Annotated in this window: 8 protein-coding genes; 5 read left to right on the top strand and 3 right to left on the bottom strand. The window is 67.6% G+C overall.

The features are described from left to right. Window positions 1-25 precede the first annotated feature (25 nt). Window positions 26-1,939, bottom strand: a complete 1,914-nt coding sequence (locus CRO12_RS08325) for a CocE/NonD family hydrolase (RefSeq protein ID WP_097063601.1) — start codon at window positions 1,937-1,939, stop codon at window positions 26-28. Window positions 1,940-2,308: 369 nt separating this feature from the next. Between CRO12_RS08325 and rpoB the strand changes: the two genes are divergently transcribed. Continuing rightward, the gene (gene rpoB / locus CRO12_RS08320; protein WP_097063600.1) at window positions 2,309-6,457 is read left to right on the top strand and encodes a DNA-directed RNA polymerase subunit beta; all 4,149 of its coding nucleotides are present in this window, start codon (window positions 2,309-2,311) and stop codon (window positions 6,455-6,457) included. 168 nt (window positions 6,458-6,625) lie between these two features. Further along, window positions 6,626-10,909, top strand: a complete 4,284-nt coding sequence (gene rpoC / locus CRO12_RS08315; RefSeq protein WP_097063599.1) for a DNA-directed RNA polymerase subunit beta' — start codon at window positions 6,626-6,628, stop codon at window positions 10,907-10,909. A gap of 121 nt (window positions 10,910-11,030) precedes the next feature. On the opposite strand, the gene chrA is transcribed toward rpoC, so the two are convergent. Further along, window positions 11,031-12,224 (bottom strand): chromate efflux transporter, encoded by a 1,194-nt coding sequence (gene chrA / locus CRO12_RS08310; RefSeq protein WP_245858339.1) that lies wholly within the window; start codon window positions 12,222-12,224, stop codon window positions 11,031-11,033. A 127-nt stretch (window positions 12,225-12,351) separates the two neighbouring features. After that, window positions 12,352-13,320, bottom strand: coding sequence for a M48 family metallopeptidase (locus CRO12_RS08305; RefSeq protein WP_097063598.1), 969 nt, complete (start codon window positions 13,318-13,320; stop codon window positions 12,352-12,354). A 102-nt stretch (window positions 13,321-13,422) separates the two neighbouring features. Between CRO12_RS08305 and CRO12_RS08300 the strand changes: the two genes are divergently transcribed. From CRO12_RS08300 to CRO12_RS08290, 3 genes are all read left to right on the top strand, one after another. After that, window positions 13,423-14,196 (top strand): metallophosphoesterase family protein, encoded by a 774-nt coding sequence (locus tag CRO12_RS08300; protein WP_097063597.1) that lies wholly within the window; start codon window positions 13,423-13,425, stop codon window positions 14,194-14,196. 180 nt (window positions 14,197-14,376) lie between these two features. Then, window positions 14,377-14,598 (top strand): hypothetical protein, encoded by a 222-nt coding sequence (locus CRO12_RS08295; RefSeq protein WP_144033569.1) that lies wholly within the window; start codon window positions 14,377-14,379, stop codon window positions 14,596-14,598. Between the two features lie 193 nt (window positions 14,599-14,791). Next, the gene (locus CRO12_RS08290; RefSeq protein ID WP_097063595.1) at window positions 14,792-15,778 is read left to right on the top strand and encodes an SDR family oxidoreductase; all 987 of its coding nucleotides are present in this window, start codon (window positions 14,792-14,794) and stop codon (window positions 15,776-15,778) included. Window positions 15,779-15,930 lie beyond the last annotated feature (152 nt).

The raw sequence follows: 15,930 nt of genomic DNA, 5'->3' as shown, positions 1-15,930 counted from the left end.
CCTAACTTCGCGCAAGAAGCACGCCCTAGCGCGCCATCGCCGCCGACTGATCCACCGCGACGACGGGCAGCAACACCGCGCTCGCCGCTGTGCCGCCGCGCTGCAGGGTGACCGTCGCCGCCTTGTAGTCACCCGGCCTGGCGAGGAAGATGTTGGGAACGTAGGTCTGCGGATTGCGATCATAGAGCGGGAACTGGCTCGACTGGACCTGCACCATGATCCGGTGCCCCGGTCGAAACACGTGGTTCACCGTTGGCAGGCGGAAGCGGTATTTCTGGACGGTGTTGGCCGGGATCGCCGACGGCTTCTCGAAGCTGTCTCGGTAGCGACCACGGAAGATGTCCTGGGCGATGGCGAGCTGGTAGCCGCCCATCTTCGGATCGGCCGCGACCTCTTCCGGGTAGACGTCGATTACCTTGACCACGAAGTCGCCGTCGGTGCCGGACGTGCTGGCAAAGATTTCCGCGAAGGGTGCGCCGGAGACACGGACGGGCGCGGTCAGCACGTCGGTCTGGTAGGTCATGACATCCGGTCGCCCGTCGGCGTGCCGCTCGTCATTGACCAGCCAGTCGCCCCAGCGGCCATCGCCGAAGTTCACCGGCCGCGGCAGGTGCGGGACGGGCTTGGCGGGATCGCTGACGTAGCTGTCGCCGCCGCTTGCCCCCTTGCTCCAGCCGAGCTTGCCGCCCGCCTGGAGGTAGATCGGCTTGAGCGGCGCCGCGCACCCGGTCTCGCACGCGAGCGGCCACGTCGACAGCCGATCCCAGTGGTTCTCCCCCGTGTTGTAGATCGCCGCCTGCGGCAGCTGGACCGGAGGACCGTCCTTCAGATACTGGTTGAAGAAGGGCAGCACCATGTCCTCGCGGAACTGCTTGGCGGTGTCGCCGTCCCACTCGAAGGGACCCAGGCTCCGCCCCTCGCGATTGACCTGGCTGTGGCGCCACGGGCCCATGACCAGGTAATTGTTGCCCGCCTTGCCCTTCGCCTTCAGCGCCTCCCACGTGCGGATCGCGCCGTACATGTCCTCCTGATCCCACAGTCCCTGCTCCCAGAGCGTCGGCACGTCGGACGGGTTGGCCGCGACCAGCTTGTCGAGCGCCTGTCCCTGCCAAAACGCATCATAGGCCGGGTGCGCCTGCATCCGCTGCCAATAGGGCAAGAGATCGTAGCCCGCCTTTTTCGCCCAGTCGCCGGCCGAGCCCGTGCGAAAATTGTCGTAATCGTCGTACCCGCCGGTCGGCGGCGCCTTACCCGCGCCCTTGAAGCCGGTCTGCGCCCCCAACCACGCGATGTTGGCGAGGCGGAAGGCGCCGTGGTGGAACCAGTCGTCGCCCATCCAGCCGTCGATCATCGGGCTCTCGGGTGCCGCGACCTTCAGCGCCGGATGCGGCTTCAGCAGCGCCATGACGACGGTGAAGCCTTCGTACGACGACCCGATCATGCCCACTCGCCCATTGCTCTCGGGCAGGTTGGCCTTGTTCACCAGCCAGTCGATCGTATCGTAAGCGTCGGTTGTGTGATCGACGTTGGTCTTGTTGAGCGGGCCGATCACCGGCCGGGTCACGACATAGTCGCCCTCCGACCCGTACTTGCCGCGAATGTCCTGGTAGACGCGAATGTAGCCGTCCTTGACGAATATCTCGTCGGCGAGCGGCAGCGTGGAGAGCATCTTGGGGCTGTCCATCCGGTTGGCCCGGCCCGCGGCGTTGTAGGGTGTGCGGGTCAGCACAATCGGCGCGTTCGCCGCCCCCTTCGGCACCACGATCACCGTGTACAGCTTGGTGCCGTCGCGCATCGGCACCATCACCTCGCGCTTGTCGTAGTCATAGGCGGTCTTGGGCACGCTGTACTTCGCCGGCACGTCGCCGGTCGGCACCTCCTGCGCGCCGAGCGGGGTGAGCGCGAGGGCGGTGGCGGCGAGCAGGATCAGCTTGGTCATGAAAGGCTCCGACAGGAATGGTTTGGAGGCTATGGGGCGGTGAACTGCGGCGCAAGGAGGCGCCGGCGCGTTGGTTGCGTCGGACGCGCACTTCAACCCACAGCCGTCACCGGATTTGTTCCGGCTCGCGCGTGCTTGACAGGCTGTAGGACCGCGCCTATATGCCGCTGCCTACCAACAGCTTCGGGAAATGGCACGCCGTCGCGCAGCGTGCCGGTCGGATGGGAGCTGATGGTCTGCGACAGCGTGCCGGGCCTGTGCGGCCTTCCGTCCTGGAAGGACCCCCGCCCCGTGCGCTGTCTCTTGCTGCGTCCGCGCCCCGGCGGATCGCTCCGGGGCACGTTTACGGCTGACGAGGCAACGACACCCATGGCGACCAAGGCTCTCCCCGGCACCACCAAGCGCCGCATCCGCAAGGTTTTCGGCGACATCCACGAAGTGGTGCAGATGCCGAACCTGATCGAGGTTCAGCGCGAGAGCTACGAGCAGTTCCTGCGCTCCGACAAGTCGACCGGTCACGTGTCGGGTCTCGAAAAGACGCTGCGCTCCGTCTTCCCGATCCAGGATTTCGCGGGAACCGCCTTTCTCGACTTCGACGACTACGTCCTGGAGGATCCGAAGTTCGACGTGGAGGAGTGCCGCCAGCGCGGCATCACCTACGCCGCGCCGATGCGCGTCACGCTGCGCCTGACCGCGTTCGAGGTCGATCCGGATACCGAGGCCAAGTCGGTCATCGATATCAAGGAGCAGGACGTCTACATGGGCGACATGCCGCTCATGACGGAGAACGGCACCTTTTTCATCAACGGTACCGAGCGCGTGATCGTCAGCCAGATGCACCGCTCGCCGGGCGTCCTGTTCGACCATGACCGCGGCAAGACCCACGCCTCGGGCAAGTACCTGTTCGCCGCCCGCGTGATCCCGTACCGCGGCTCGTGGCTTGACTTCGAGTTTGACGCCAAGGACATCGTCAACGTCCGCATCGACCGCAAGCGCAAGCTGCCGGTCACCACGCTGCTGTACGCGCTGGGCCTCAACTCCGAGGAGATCCTCAACCACTTCTACAACCGCGTCACCTTCGTGCGCGGCCCCGGCGGCTGGCAGATCCCGTTCGCGCCCGAGAACTGGCGCGGTGCGAAGCCGCAGTTCGACATCGTCGACGCGAAGTCGGGCGAGGTCGTGTTCGCGGCCGGCCAGAAGATCTCGCCGCGCGCCGCCAACAAGGCTGCGAAGGACGGTCTGGAGACGCTGCTGATCCCCACCGAGGAGATCTTCGGCCGCTACAGTGCGTATGACCTGATCAACGAGACCACCGGCGAGATCTACGTCGAGGCGGGTGACGAGATCGGCCAGGAGAACCTCGAGAAGCTCGACAAGGCCGGGATCGACCGGGTCGAGCTGCTCGACATCGACCATGTCTCGACCGGCCCGTGGATCCGCAACACGCTGAAGGCGGACAAGGCGGAGGAGCGCGAGCAGGCGCTGTCCGACATCTACCGCGTCATGCGCCCGGGCGAGCCGCCGACGCTCGAGACGGCGGAGGCGCTGTTCGCCGGGCTCTTCTTCGATCCGGAGCGCTACGATCTGTCGGCGGTCGGCCGCGTAAAGCTCAACATGCGCCTCGACCTCGACGCCGAGGACACGGTGACGACGCTGCGTACCGAGGACATCCTGGCGGTCGTCAAGACGCTGGTCGACCTGAAGGACGGCAAGGGCGAGGTCGACGACATCGACAACCTCGGCAATCGCCGCGTCCGCTCGGTCGGCGAGCTGCTGGAGAATCAGTACCGCGTCGGCCTGCTCCGCATGGAGCGCGCGGTGAAGGAGCGCATGTCGTCGGTCGACGTGTCGACGGTCATGCCGAACGACCTGATCAACGCGAAGCCCGCGGTTGCCGCGGTGCGCGAGTTTTTCGGCTCGTCGCAGCTCAGCCAGTTCATGGACCAGACCAACCCGCTGTCCGAAGTGACGCACAAGCGTCGCGTCTCGGCGCTCGGGCCGGGCGGCCTCACCCGCGAGCGTGCTGGCTTCGAGGTTCGCGACGTTCACCCGACCCACTATGGCCGGATCTGCCCGATCGAGACGCCGGAAGGCCCGAACATCGGCCTGATCAACTCGCTCGCGAGCTTCAGCCGCGTGAACAAGTACGGCTTCATCGAGACACCGTACCGCAAGATCGTCAACAACCGCGTCACCAACGAGGTCGTGTACCTGTCGGCGATGGAAGAGGCCAAGCACACCATCGCGCAGGCCAACGCCGAGCTGACCGCCGATGGCGGCTTCACCGAGGAGCTGGTGTCGGCGCGTCAGGCCGGCGAGTTCCTGATGGCGCTGCCCGAGCAGATCACGCTGATGGACGTCAGCCCCAAGCAGCTCGTCTCCGTCGCCGCGTCGCTCATCCCGTTCCTGGAGAACGACGACGCGAACCGCGCGCTGATGGGATCGAACATGCAGCGCCAGGCGGTGCCGCTGGTCCAGGCCGAGGCGCCGTTCGTCGGCACCGGCATGGAGGAGACCGTGGCGCGCGATTCGGGCGCGGCGATCTCCGCCAAGCGCGCCGGCATCGTCGACCAGGTCGACGCCGCCCGTATCGTGATCCGCGCGACGGGTAACGTCGACGCTGGCGAGGCTGGAGTCGACATCTACTCGCTGATGAAGTTCCAGCGCTCCAACCAGTCGACCTGCATCAACCAGCGTCCGCTGGTGAAGGTCGGCGATGTGGTGAATGCTGGCGACGTGCTGGCCGACGGTCCGTCGACCGAGTTCGGCGAGCTCGCGCTCGGCCGTAACGCGCTCGTCGCGTTCATGCCGTGGAACGGCTACAACTACGAGGATTCGATCCTCATCTCCGAGCGGATCGTGAAGGACGACGTGTTCACGTCGATCCACATCGACGAGTTTGAGGTGATGGCCCGCGACACGAAGCTGGGGCCGGAGGACATCACCCGCGACATCCCGAACGTCGGCGAGGAGGCGCTGCGCAACCTCGACGAGGCGGGCATCGTCTACATCGGTGCCGAGGTCGAACCGGGCGACATCCTGGCCGGCAAGATCACCCCCAAGGGCGAATCGCCGATGACCCCGGAGGAGAAGCTTCTCCGCGCAATCTTCGGCGAGAAGGCGTCGGACGTGCGCGACACGTCGCTGCGCCTGCCGCCGGGCGTGTCGGGCACGGTGGTCGACGTCCGCGTCTTCAACCGCCACGGCATCGACAAGGACGAGCGTGCGCTCGCGATCGAGCGCGAGGAGATCGAGCGGCTGAAGAAGGACTCGGACGACGAGCGCCTGATCCTCAACCGGGCGACCTGGTCGCGCCTGCGTGACATGCTGCTGGGTCAGGTCGCGACGGCGGTACCGAAGGGCCTGAAGAAGGGCGCGACGATCGACGCCGACCTGCTCGACTCGGTCGACCGCCACGAGTGGTGGAAGTTTGCGGTTCAGGACGATGCCGTCCAGGCGAACCTGGAGGCCGTGAAGGGCCAGTACGACGAGGCGGCCAAGCGCATCCGCGAGAAGTTCGAGGATCGCCGCGAGAAGCTGGAGCGCGGCGACGAGCTGCCGCCGGGCGTGCTGAAGATGGTCAAGGTGTTTGTCGCGGTGAAGCGCAAGCTGCAGCCGGGCGACAAGATGGCCGGCCGTCACGGCAACAAGGGCGTCATCAGCCGCATCCTGCCGCAGGAGGACATGCCGTTCCTCGCCGACGGGACGCCGGTCGACCTGGTGCTCAACCCGCTTGGCGTGCCGAGCCGCATGAACGTCGGCCAGATCTTCGAGACCCATCTCGGCTGGGCCGCGCGCGGCCTGGGTCGCCAAGTCACGGAGGCGCTGGAGCAGTGGCGCGAGGCCAATCCGAACCCGGCGGCGGGCGCGATGCCCGACGCGGTCAAGGATCGCCTGAAGATCGTCTACGGCGAGCAGTACCACGACGAGATCGACGCCCGCTCGGGCGACGAGATCGTCGAGCTGGCGCAGAACCTGAAGAACGGCGTGCCGATGGCGACGCCGGTGTTCGACGGCGCGCGTGAGGCGGACGTCTCCCGGATGCTGGAGCTCGCCGGGCTCGACACCTCGGGTCAGGTCGAGCTCTACGACGGGCGCACCGGCGACGCGTTCGACCGCAAGGTGACCGTCGGCTACATCTACATGCTGAAGCTGCACCACCTGGTCGACGACAAGATTCACGCGCGTTCGATCGGACCGTACAGCCTCGTCACCCAGCAGCCGCTGGGCGGCAAGGCGCAGTTCGGTGGGCAGCGCTTCGGCGAGATGGAGGTCTGGGCGCTCCAGGCCTACGGCGCGGCGTACACCCTGCAGGAAATGCTGACGGTGAAGTCCGACGACGTGGTCGGCCGCACCAAGGTCTACGAGGCGATCGTCAAGGGCGACGACACCTTCGAGGCCGGCATTCCGGAGAGCTTCAACGTGCTCGTCAAGGAGATGCGTTCGCTCGGCCTGAACGTCGAGCTCAAGAACAACGAGGACGAGGGCGACGAGCCGCTGGCCGAGGCGGCAGAGTAAGCCCGACCTGAAGTAACAACACCGTTCGTCCTGAGTAGCCGCTGAGCGAAGTCGAAGCGGCGTATCGAAGGACCGGGAGCGGAGCCCTTCGATACGGGCCTTCGCCTTCGCTCAGTCCCTACTCAGGGCGAACGGGTTTGATTTCTGACCCTCTACGGGGACTAAAAAATGAACGAACTGACCAACTTCGCGAACCCGGTCGCCAAGCCGGAGACCTTTGACCAGATCCAGATCGGCATCGCCTCGCCCGACCGCATCCGTTCGTGGTCGTTCGGCGAGATCAAGAAGCCGGAGACGATCAACTACCGGACGTTCAAGCCCGAGCGTGACGGCCTGTTCTGCGCCCGCATCTTCGGTCCGATCAAGGACTACGAGTGCCTGTGCGGCAAATACAAGCGCATGAAGTACAAGGGTATTGTCTGCGAGAAGTGCGGCGTCGAGGTGACCGTCTCGAAGGTCCGCCGCGAGCGGATGGGCCACATCGAGCTCGCCGCGCCGGTCGCGCACATCTGGTTCCTGAAGTCACTCCCCAGTCGCATCGGCCTGCTGCTCGACATGCAGCTGAAGCAGCTGGAGCGCGTGCTCTATTTCGAGAGCTACATCGTCACCGAGCCGGGCCTGACTCCGCTGGAGAAGTTCCAGCTGCTCACCGAGGACGAGCTGCTCGATGCGCAGGACGAGTATGGCGAGGACGCCTTCACCGCCGGGATCGGCGCGGAAGCGGTCAAGATCATGCTCATGGACCTCGACCTCGAGGGTGAGCGCAAGGAGCTGCTGGAAGAGCTCGCGACCACCAAGTCGGAGCTCAAGCCCAAGAAGATCATCAAGCGGCTGAAGGTCGTCGAGAGCTTCATCGATTCGGGCAACCGCCCCGAGTGGATGATCCTGGACGTCGTGCCGGTCATCCCGCCCGAGCTGCGCCCGCTGGTGCCGCTGGACGGCGGTCGCTTCGCGACGTCGGACCTCAACGACCTGTATCGTCGCGTCATCAACCGCAACAACCGCCTGAAGCGGCTGATGGAGCTGCGTGCGCCGGACATCATCGTCCGCAACGAGAAGCGCATGCTGCAGGAGGCCGTCGACGCGCTGTTCGACAACGGCCGTCGCGGCCGCACGATCACCGGCGCCAACAAGCGGCCGCTGAAGTCGCTGTCCGACATGCTCAAGGGCAAGCAGGGCCGCTTCCGCCAGAACCTGCTCGGCAAGCGCGTCGACTATTCGGGCCGCTCGGTCATCGTGACGGGTCCGGAGCTGAAGCTGCACCAGTGCGGGCTGCCGAAGAAGATGGCGCTCGAGCTGTTCAAGCCGTTCATCTACGCGCGCCTTGACGCCAAGGGTCTGTCGATGACCCTCAAGCAGGCCAAGAAGTGGGTCGAGAAGGAGCGCAAGGAAGTCTGGGACATCCTGGACGAGGTGATCCGCGAGCATCCGGTGATGCTGAACCGCGCGCCGACGCTCCACCGTCTGGGCATCCAGGCGTTTGAGCCCGTGCTGATCGAGGGCAAGGCAATCCAGCTCCACCCGCTTGTCTGCTCGGCATTCAACGCCGACTTCGATGGCGACCAGATGGCCGTCCACGTGCCGCTGAGCCTCGAGGCGCAGCTGGAAGCGCGCGTGCTCATGATGTCGACCAACAACATCCTGTCGCCCGCCAACGGCAAGCCGATCATCGTGCCGTCGCAGGACATGGTGCTCGGGCTCTACTATCTCTCCATGGAGAAGACGGGCGAGCCGGGCGAAGGCATGATGCTCGCCGACATGCAGGAGGTGCACCAGGCGCTGAACGCCGGCGCGGTGACGCTCCACAGCAAGATCGTCAGCCGCGTGCCGCAGACCGACGAGAACGGCCAGCGCTACCTGAAGCGGGTGGAGACGACGCCCGGCCGCATGCTGCTGGGCGAGACGCTGCCGCAGAGCCACAAGGTGCCCTTCGAGACGGTCAACCGGCTGCTCACCAAGAAGGACGTGGGCGACGTCATCGACGAGGTGTACCGCCACACCGGCCAGAAGGAGACGGTGCTGTTCGCCGACGCGATCATGGCGCTCGGCTTCCGCCACGCGTTCCGCGCCGGAATCTCGTTCGGCAAGGACGACATGGTCATTCCGGCCGAGAAGGAGCGGCTGGTCGATGAGACCCGCGAGCAGGTCAAGGACTTCGAGCAGCAGTATCAGGACGGCCTGATCACGCAGCAGGAGAAGTACAACAAGGTCATCGACGCCTGGAGCCGTTGCGGCGACCAGGTGGCCGGCGCCATGATGGACGAGATCAAGGCGGTGAAGCGCGACGAGGCGACCGGCCGTGAGAAGCCGATCAACTCGATCTACATGATGGCGCACTCCGGTGCCCGCGGCTCGCAGGCGCAGATCAAGCAGCTCGCCGGCATGCGCGGCCTGATGGCCAAGCCGTCGGGCGAGATCATCGAGACGCCGATCATCTCGAACTTCAAGGAGGGTCTGACCGTCCTCGAGTACTTCAACTCGACGCACGGTGCTCGCAAGGGCCTGGCGGACACGGCGCTCAAGACGGCGAACTCGGGCTACCTCACCCGCCGCCTGGTCGACGTGTCGCAGGACTGCGTCGTGATGGAGGAGGACTGCGGCACCGAGCGCGCGCTGGAAATGAAGGCGATCGTCCAAGGCGGCTCGACCATCGCTTCGCTTGGCGAGCGCATCCTGGGCCGCACCACGGCCGAGGACGTGGTCGACGCGAAGACCGGCGAGGTCGTCATCCCGTCGGGCACGCTGCTCGACGAGGCGATGATCACGCAGATCGAGGGCATCGGCATTCAGGGCATGAAGATCCGCTCGCCGCTGGTCTGCGAGGCGAAGGTCGGCGTGTGCGGCAAGTGCTACGGCCGTGACCTCGCGCGCGGCACCCCCGTCAACATCGGCGAGGCGGTCGGCGTGATCGCCGCCCAGTCGATCGGCGAGCCGGGCACGCAGCTGACCATGCGCACCTTCCACATCGGCGGTGCGGCGCAGCTGAACGAGACCAGCAACCTGGAGGCGCACGCTGACGGCACCGTCGAGTTCCGCGACCTGCGCATCATCGTCGACCAGCGTGGTCGCCGCGTGGTGCTCAGCCGCTCGGGCGAGGTGGTGATCAAGGACATGGACGGCCGCGAGCTCTCGGCCGACCGCGTCCCCTACGGCGCCTACATGCTGTTCGACGACGGGCACATCGTGTCCAAGGGCGATCGCATGGCGGAATGGGATCCGTTCACCATGCCGGTGATCACGGAGAACTCGGGCACCGTCCGCTACCAGGACCTGATCGACAACCGCACCATGACGGAGCAGGCCGACGAGGCGACCGGCATCACCCAGCGCGTCGTCATCGAGTACCGCGCCGCCGGCAAGTCGAAGGAGGACCTGCGTCCGCGCCTCACCCTGCTGGGCGAGAACGCGAGCGAGGCCGCCCGCTACATGCTGGCGCCGGGTGCGGTGCTGTCGGTCGACGACGGGGCGCAGGTGCAGGCGGGTGACGTGCTCGCCCGCGTCGCCCGCGAATCCGCCAAGACCCGCGACATCACCGGCGGTCTGCCGCGCGTCGCCGAGCTGTTCGAGGCGCGCAAGCCGAAGGAGAACGCGATCATCGCCAAGGTCTCCGGCCGGGTCGTGTTCGGCAAGGACTACAAGGCGAAGCGCAAGATCGGCATCCAGCCGGAGGACGGCGGCGAGATCGTCGAGTATCTGGTGCCCAAGTCGAAGGTGATCGACGTTCAGGAAGGCGACTACGTCAAGCGTGGCGACAACCTGATCGGCGGCAGCCCCGACCCGCACGACATCCTGGAAGTGCTCGGCATCGAGCCGCTGGCGGAGTACCTCGTCAGCGAGATCCAGGAGGTCTATCGACTGCAGGGTGTGAAGATCAACGACAAGCACATCGAGGTGATCGTTCGCCAGATGCTGCAGAAGGTCGAGATCACCGACGGCGGCGACACCACGCTGCTGGCGGGCGAGCAGGTCGATCGCGACGAGATGGACGAGGCGAACGCCAAGCTCGAGGCCAACCAGGCACGGGCGCAGGGCAAGCCGGTGCTGCTCGGCATCACCAAGGCGTCGCTGCAGACCCGCAGCTTCATCTCGGCGGCGTCGTTCCAGGAGACGACCCGCGTCCTCACCGAGGCATCGGTGCAGGGCAAGATCGACTCGCTGAACGGCCTCAAGGAGAACGTGATCGTCGGCCGCTTGATCCCGGCGGGCACGGGTGCGGGCATGAACCGCCTGCGCGTCGCCGCGACCTCGCGCGATGCGGCGCTCCGCGCCCAGCAGCGGGCGCTCGCCGCCGCGCTGGTGGCGCCGAACTCCGCGGAGGAGGAGCACGCCGCCGAGCTCGCCCGCTCCGCGCGGGACTCGGGCGGCACGGGTGACGATCCGCTCGCCGACGTCGTGCCCTCGGGTCACGGCACGGACGCGGACGCCGGCGAGTATCTGAACGAGGCTGAATGAACGGAGCGTCGCCGCTTCGGGCAGCGGAGCCGCACAGCGGCTTGTTCTGACGGCGTGGCGGCTCCAACGCACGATCAAGCCGCCGTCCGGGCAACCGGGCGGCGGCTTACCTTTATCCGCGTCAGATCGGCAGCAGCGCGCCCGCCGCAGCGCCCAGCGCGATCAGCAGGATCGGCACCCACAAGCCCTTCAGCCGCCAGGCGGCGACGAGCCCGACGGCGAACAGCACCAAACCCACTGGCGGCTGCGTGACCCGCGGCGCGGTGGCGGCCGCCAATTCGAACAGGGTGGCGGCGATGATCCCCACCACCGCCGCCGCGACGACGGCGAGCAGCCGGTGCAGCGCCGGGTTCTCGACCACCGCCTCCAGTCGCTCGAAGAACAGGAGCGAGAAGGCGAACGCCGGCAGGAACATGCCCGCGGTGATCGCGAGCGCGCCGACCGGCCCGCCCGCGACATAGCCGGTGAAGGTCGCGAAGATGACCAGCGGTGCCGGCAGCACGCCGGCGATCGCCACGCCGTCGAGGAAGGTCGCATCGGACAGCCAGCCGCGCCCGACCGTGTCGGCACGGACATAGGGGATGGCGGTGTAGGCGCCGCCGAAGGTCAGCAGCCCGCCTTTCAGCCCCGCCACGAACAACGCCAGCACCGTCGCGGGTGCCTGGGCAACCGCGATCGGGTCCGCGCTCGCCGCGCCGCGCAGGAGAAGCGCCAGCGCAGCCGCGCCGGCGAGCACCAGCGCGACCAGAGCCGGCCGCGCCCACAGCGCATAGCACGCCCCCGCCGCCGCGAGCGTTATCCAGAACGGCAGCCCGGCGAGGGCGGCGGCGAGCCCGGCGACCGCGATGGCGGCGAGCAGCCGGTCCTCGATGATGTGCTGCCCGATCCTGACCACTGCGCGCGCGATGATCGCCAGCACCACGATCTGCACGCCGAGCAGCACGCCGCCGATCCCCGCGATGCCGCTCACGACGCTCGTGTAGAGCCAGCCCGCGACCATCATCAGCACGAGGCCGGGCAGCATAAAGCCGAGGCCCGCTAGCACCCCGCCCAGCCGCCCGCGGGCGATCATGCCGAGATGGACGCACAGCTCATGCGCCTCCGGCCCCGGCAGCACCTGGAACACGGCGAGCAGGCGGTTGAAGCGCTCCTTGCTGATCCAGCCCTGCTGATCGACCAGAGCCGCGCGCACCATGGCGATTTGCGCGACTGGACCGCCGAAGGCGGCGCAGCCGAAGCGGAGGAATTGGCCGAACAGCGCCGGCAGGCTGATCGGCGGCGGAGACGACGAACGGGACAGGACGGGTTCGATCACAGCGACGCTCCATTGGCCGCAGACGCGGCGCAGGGAGCGGACTTGGACGGCGAACCGTCTGAACGGGCGTCCGCGCCGGCCCGTCACCGTGACTATCAACCGATCGGCGCCGCGGCGTCAATCCTCGCTACAGCGGCTGATCCCGCGTGACGATGAGGGGCGACGTGGCGGGACGCAGCGCAGTCGCGCCGACCGCCCGCGCCGCGTCCTCCATCATGCGCGCACGCTCGGCCGGCGAGGCGTGAGACCGACCGCGCAGCAGTCCGCCGCCGATAGACTTGCCCCTGCCCCGCCAGAAACGCGCACCGGCCATCGGATCGAAACCGGCATTGGCGAGCAGGTAGACACTCAGCACGTCGGCCTCATCCTCCGTGCGGCGGTACAGCCGCGCGCTGCGCCCGAACTCGGCGAGTACGCCGCTGCCGGCGCGCGCGGCGCGCAGCCGCGCCGGATGGCGCAGGATGTTGTGGGCGAGCTCGTGCGCGACGATCACGGTCGCGGCCTCATCGCCGAGTTCGAGAAAGCGGGAGGCGACCTGGACCATGTCGCCGTCCGCCGATGCCTCCCACCGATCGGAGATCAAAAGTTCAAACCGGCTCCGACACTGCGGCACCGGCGCGATCCGCAGCGTCCGCTCCCGGCCGTCGCGCCGCAGCGTCAGCGTGAGCGGGGCCGCCGACGGCAGTGACGCCAGCTGCTGCTCCGCCGCGATCAGCATCGCCGTACCCGTCGGCGTGCTAGGCAACGCGAGCGGCGCCCCGTTGATCGCCACGACCGTGTCGTCGGCGGCGACGCCGGCCTGCGCGGCGGGGCTGTCCGGCGCCACGCCCTCGACGGCGATCGGCCCTTCGAAGCCGAAGAAGCGCCGTGCCTGCTCACGCGCCTCCGGCTGGTACTGCGCCAGCGTGTGGAGCTGCAAACCGGTGCCGGGGCGCTGCACGTCGCACAGCGCGGCGTTGGCGGTTGCGAGCCGGTAGCCGATCGTGGCCAGCCGCACCTCCGCGTCACGGATCGCGGCAAACGGGATGTCCGCGCCCCACGCCGCCGAGGCCAGGGCGACGAGCGCGGACAGAAGCACGAGGCAGAGGATGCGCACCGCCCTCCCCTGCCGCCTCGCCCTACCCGGCGCAACCGCGCGCGAGTTGTTTCACACGCGTCGATACGGTAGCCGCCGACGGATGACTGCCGTACGCGTTCCATGATCGGTCGACTGTTTCGCCGCGCCGCCCGGTCCGCTGCCATTCCCCCCGTTCGCATCCCCGAGGGCCGGCGCGTCTACGCGATCGGCGACGTCCACGGCTGCCTCGACCTGTTCGACCGGCTCCTGGCGCTGATCGATGCGGACAATGCCGCCCGTGCGCCCGCCGACACCAGCCTGATCCTGCTCGGCGACCTGGTCGATCGTGGCCCGCAATCGGCGCAGGTCGTGGCGCGTGCCCGCCATCTCCAGGCCTTCTCTCCCGATGTGCGGGTGCTGGCGGGCAATCACGAGGAACTGCTGCTACGGGCGCTGGACGGGGAACGTGAGGCCTTGCGCCTGTTTGCCCGGGTCGGCGGACGCGAAACGGCGCTCAGCTACGGGATCGGCGCGGCCGACTACGACGCGGCCGATTATGACGCGCTGGCCAAGCTGCTCCAGGCAGCGATCCCGGCGGAGGATCGCCGCTTCCTAGCGGCGGCGGAGGACATGGTCGTCATCGGCGACTATGCTTTCGTGCACGCCGGGGTGCGCCCGGGCGTCCCGCTCGACGACCAGCGGCAGAGCGATCTGCGCTGGATCCGCGGTGAGTTCCTGTCCCACGCGCGACCGCTCGAAAAGATGATCGTCCACGGGCACACGATCAGCGAGGAGGTCGTCGTCACGCCCACTCGGATCGGGCTCGATACGGGTGCCTATGCGAGTGGCACGCTGAGCGCGATGGGCTTCGAAGCGGGCGAGCGTTGGGTCATCCAGGCGGAGCTTCCGTCTTAACTGCCCGGTAACCTCAGCAAGTTACGACGCGATTGTGGCGACGCAGCAACAGTAACCAGCTTTGGCAACAATTCGCCGATCGGTAGCTTGCTGCGCTGCCAGCGCTGTGCAATACGGCACCGAGTTTCACTGCGAACGCGAAATAAAAGGGAGTTCGACATGCGTTTGGCGAAGGTTCTGATGGCAGCAGCTGCCATGACGATGACGGCGGCGCCGGCGGTTGCGGCTTCGCGGACGGCTTCGGCTGCGCCCTCGCTCGCGAAGGCTCCTCAGGTCCGCGCCGCGACCAAGGCTGGCAAGTCGAAGGCGGTCGCGCCGGCGTTCCTGATCGCGCTGCTCGCGATCGTGCCGCTGGGCTTCGCGGTGTACACCGCCGCTGACGGTGAGCCCGACAGCGACTAAGCTGCGCGGAGCCTGACGTTTTCGGAACGGCCGCGAGCAATCGCGGCCGTTTCTATTTGTGCTTGCCGCGCGAGCCGCTAGCTGCCCGATCGATCCACTGCGCTCGGTGCGCCCAAGCTACTGTAATCGCGGCAACCGCCCGAGCGCTCGCCCGTTCTGCCTTTTGACCTCTCGCCGGCAGGAGCAGCACCATATGGACGACCCCACACGACGCACGGTGCTGGGCGGCGCTGCCCTGGGCATAGCCGCAACTGCCGCGCCGGCGCTTGCGCAAGGCGGGGCACCCGCGCCCGCGCCGCGCCCGCTGGCGGACCCCCGAACCAAGTACACCAGCGAACCCTTCGCCGAGCAGCGCCAGCCCTGGCCCGGGCTCCAGAGCAAGATGACTCCCGTGCCGGACTGCGGTGAGCGGAGCTATCGCGGCTCGGGCCGCCTCGCCGGCCGCAAGGCGCTGGTGACCGGCGGCGACAGCGGGATCGGCCGCGCCGTCGCGATCGCCTTCGCGCGCGAGGGCGCAGACGTGGCGATCAACTATTATCCGAGCGAGGAGCCCGATGCCCGTGAGGTCAAGGCACTGATCGAGCAGGCCGGGCGAAGGGCCGCGCTGCTCCCGGCCGACATCCGCACCCTGCCCGCCTGCGAGAAGCTGGTCCGCGATGCCGTGAAGGGCTTGGGCGGGCTCGACCTGCTGGTCAACAATGCGGCTTACCAGCAATCCAAGGCCGACATCTCGGAGATCACCGACGAGCAGTTCGTCCGCACGTTCGAGACGAACATCTTCGCCATGTATCGCATCTGCAAGGCCGCTATCCCATCCATGCCGCCGGGATCGGTCATCCTAAACACGGGTTCCGTCAACAGCTACGATCCCGGCGAGGAACTGCTCGACTACGCTTCGACCAAGGGCGCGATCCTGATCTTCACCAAGGGGCTGGCCAAGCAGCTCGCCAAGAAGGGGATCCGCGTCAACATGGTCGCCCCCGGCCCGATCTGGACCCCGCTCCAGGTCGCGGGCGGGCAGTTGCCGGGTGACATGGGCAAGTTCGGGCAGGATACGCCGCTGAAGCGCGCCGGGCAGCCGGCGGAGCTGGCCGCGCTATACGTGATGCTGGCGAGCGACGAGGCAAGCTACTCGACCGGCACCGCGGTAGGGGCGCATGGCGGCAAGGGGAGTCCGTAACCTCATCCGTCACCCCGGCGACGGCCGGGGTCCAGCCGTCCACGCACGCTGAAGCTAGCGAGGGGAAGCAGCGCCGCGGCACAGCCGCGTCGTCGGTCGCCGCTCGGAGCGGCGCCGGCCGCGCTTGCGCTTGTCCTCGCCTAAGTCGCCGG

It is taken from the genome of Sphingomonas guangdongensis (assembly GCF_900199185.1).
GTDB lineage: Bacteria > Pseudomonadota > Alphaproteobacteria > Sphingomonadales > Sphingomonadaceae > Sphingomonas > Sphingomonas guangdongensis.
The sequence above is the reverse complement of the archived record's forward strand: the minus strand, read 5'-3'. Positions and strand labels throughout refer to the sequence as shown.

What these genes read in the sequence shown, in the direction of transcription:
- CRO12_RS08325 (WP_097063601.1), bottom strand. Translation starts at nt 1,939, where the DNA reads ATGACCAAGCTGATCCTGCTCGCCGCCACCGCCCTCGCGCTCACCCCG.
- rpoB (WP_097063600.1), top strand. Translation starts at nt 2,309, where the DNA reads ATGGCGACCAAGGCTCTCCCCGGCACCACCAAGCGCCGCATCCGCAAG.
- rpoC (WP_097063599.1), top strand. Translation starts at nt 6,626, where the DNA reads ATGAACGAACTGACCAACTTCGCGAACCCGGTCGCCAAGCCGGAGACC.
- CRO12_RS08300 (WP_097063597.1), top strand. Translation starts at nt 13,423, where the DNA reads ATGATCGGTCGACTGTTTCGCCGCGCCGCCCGGTCCGCTGCCATTCCC.
- CRO12_RS08295 (WP_144033569.1), top strand. Translation starts at nt 14,377, where the DNA reads ATGGCAGCAGCTGCCATGACGATGACGGCGGCGCCGGCGGTTGCGGCT.
- CRO12_RS08290 (WP_097063595.1), top strand. Translation starts at nt 14,792, where the DNA reads ATGGACGACCCCACACGACGCACGGTGCTGGGCGGCGCTGCCCTGGGC.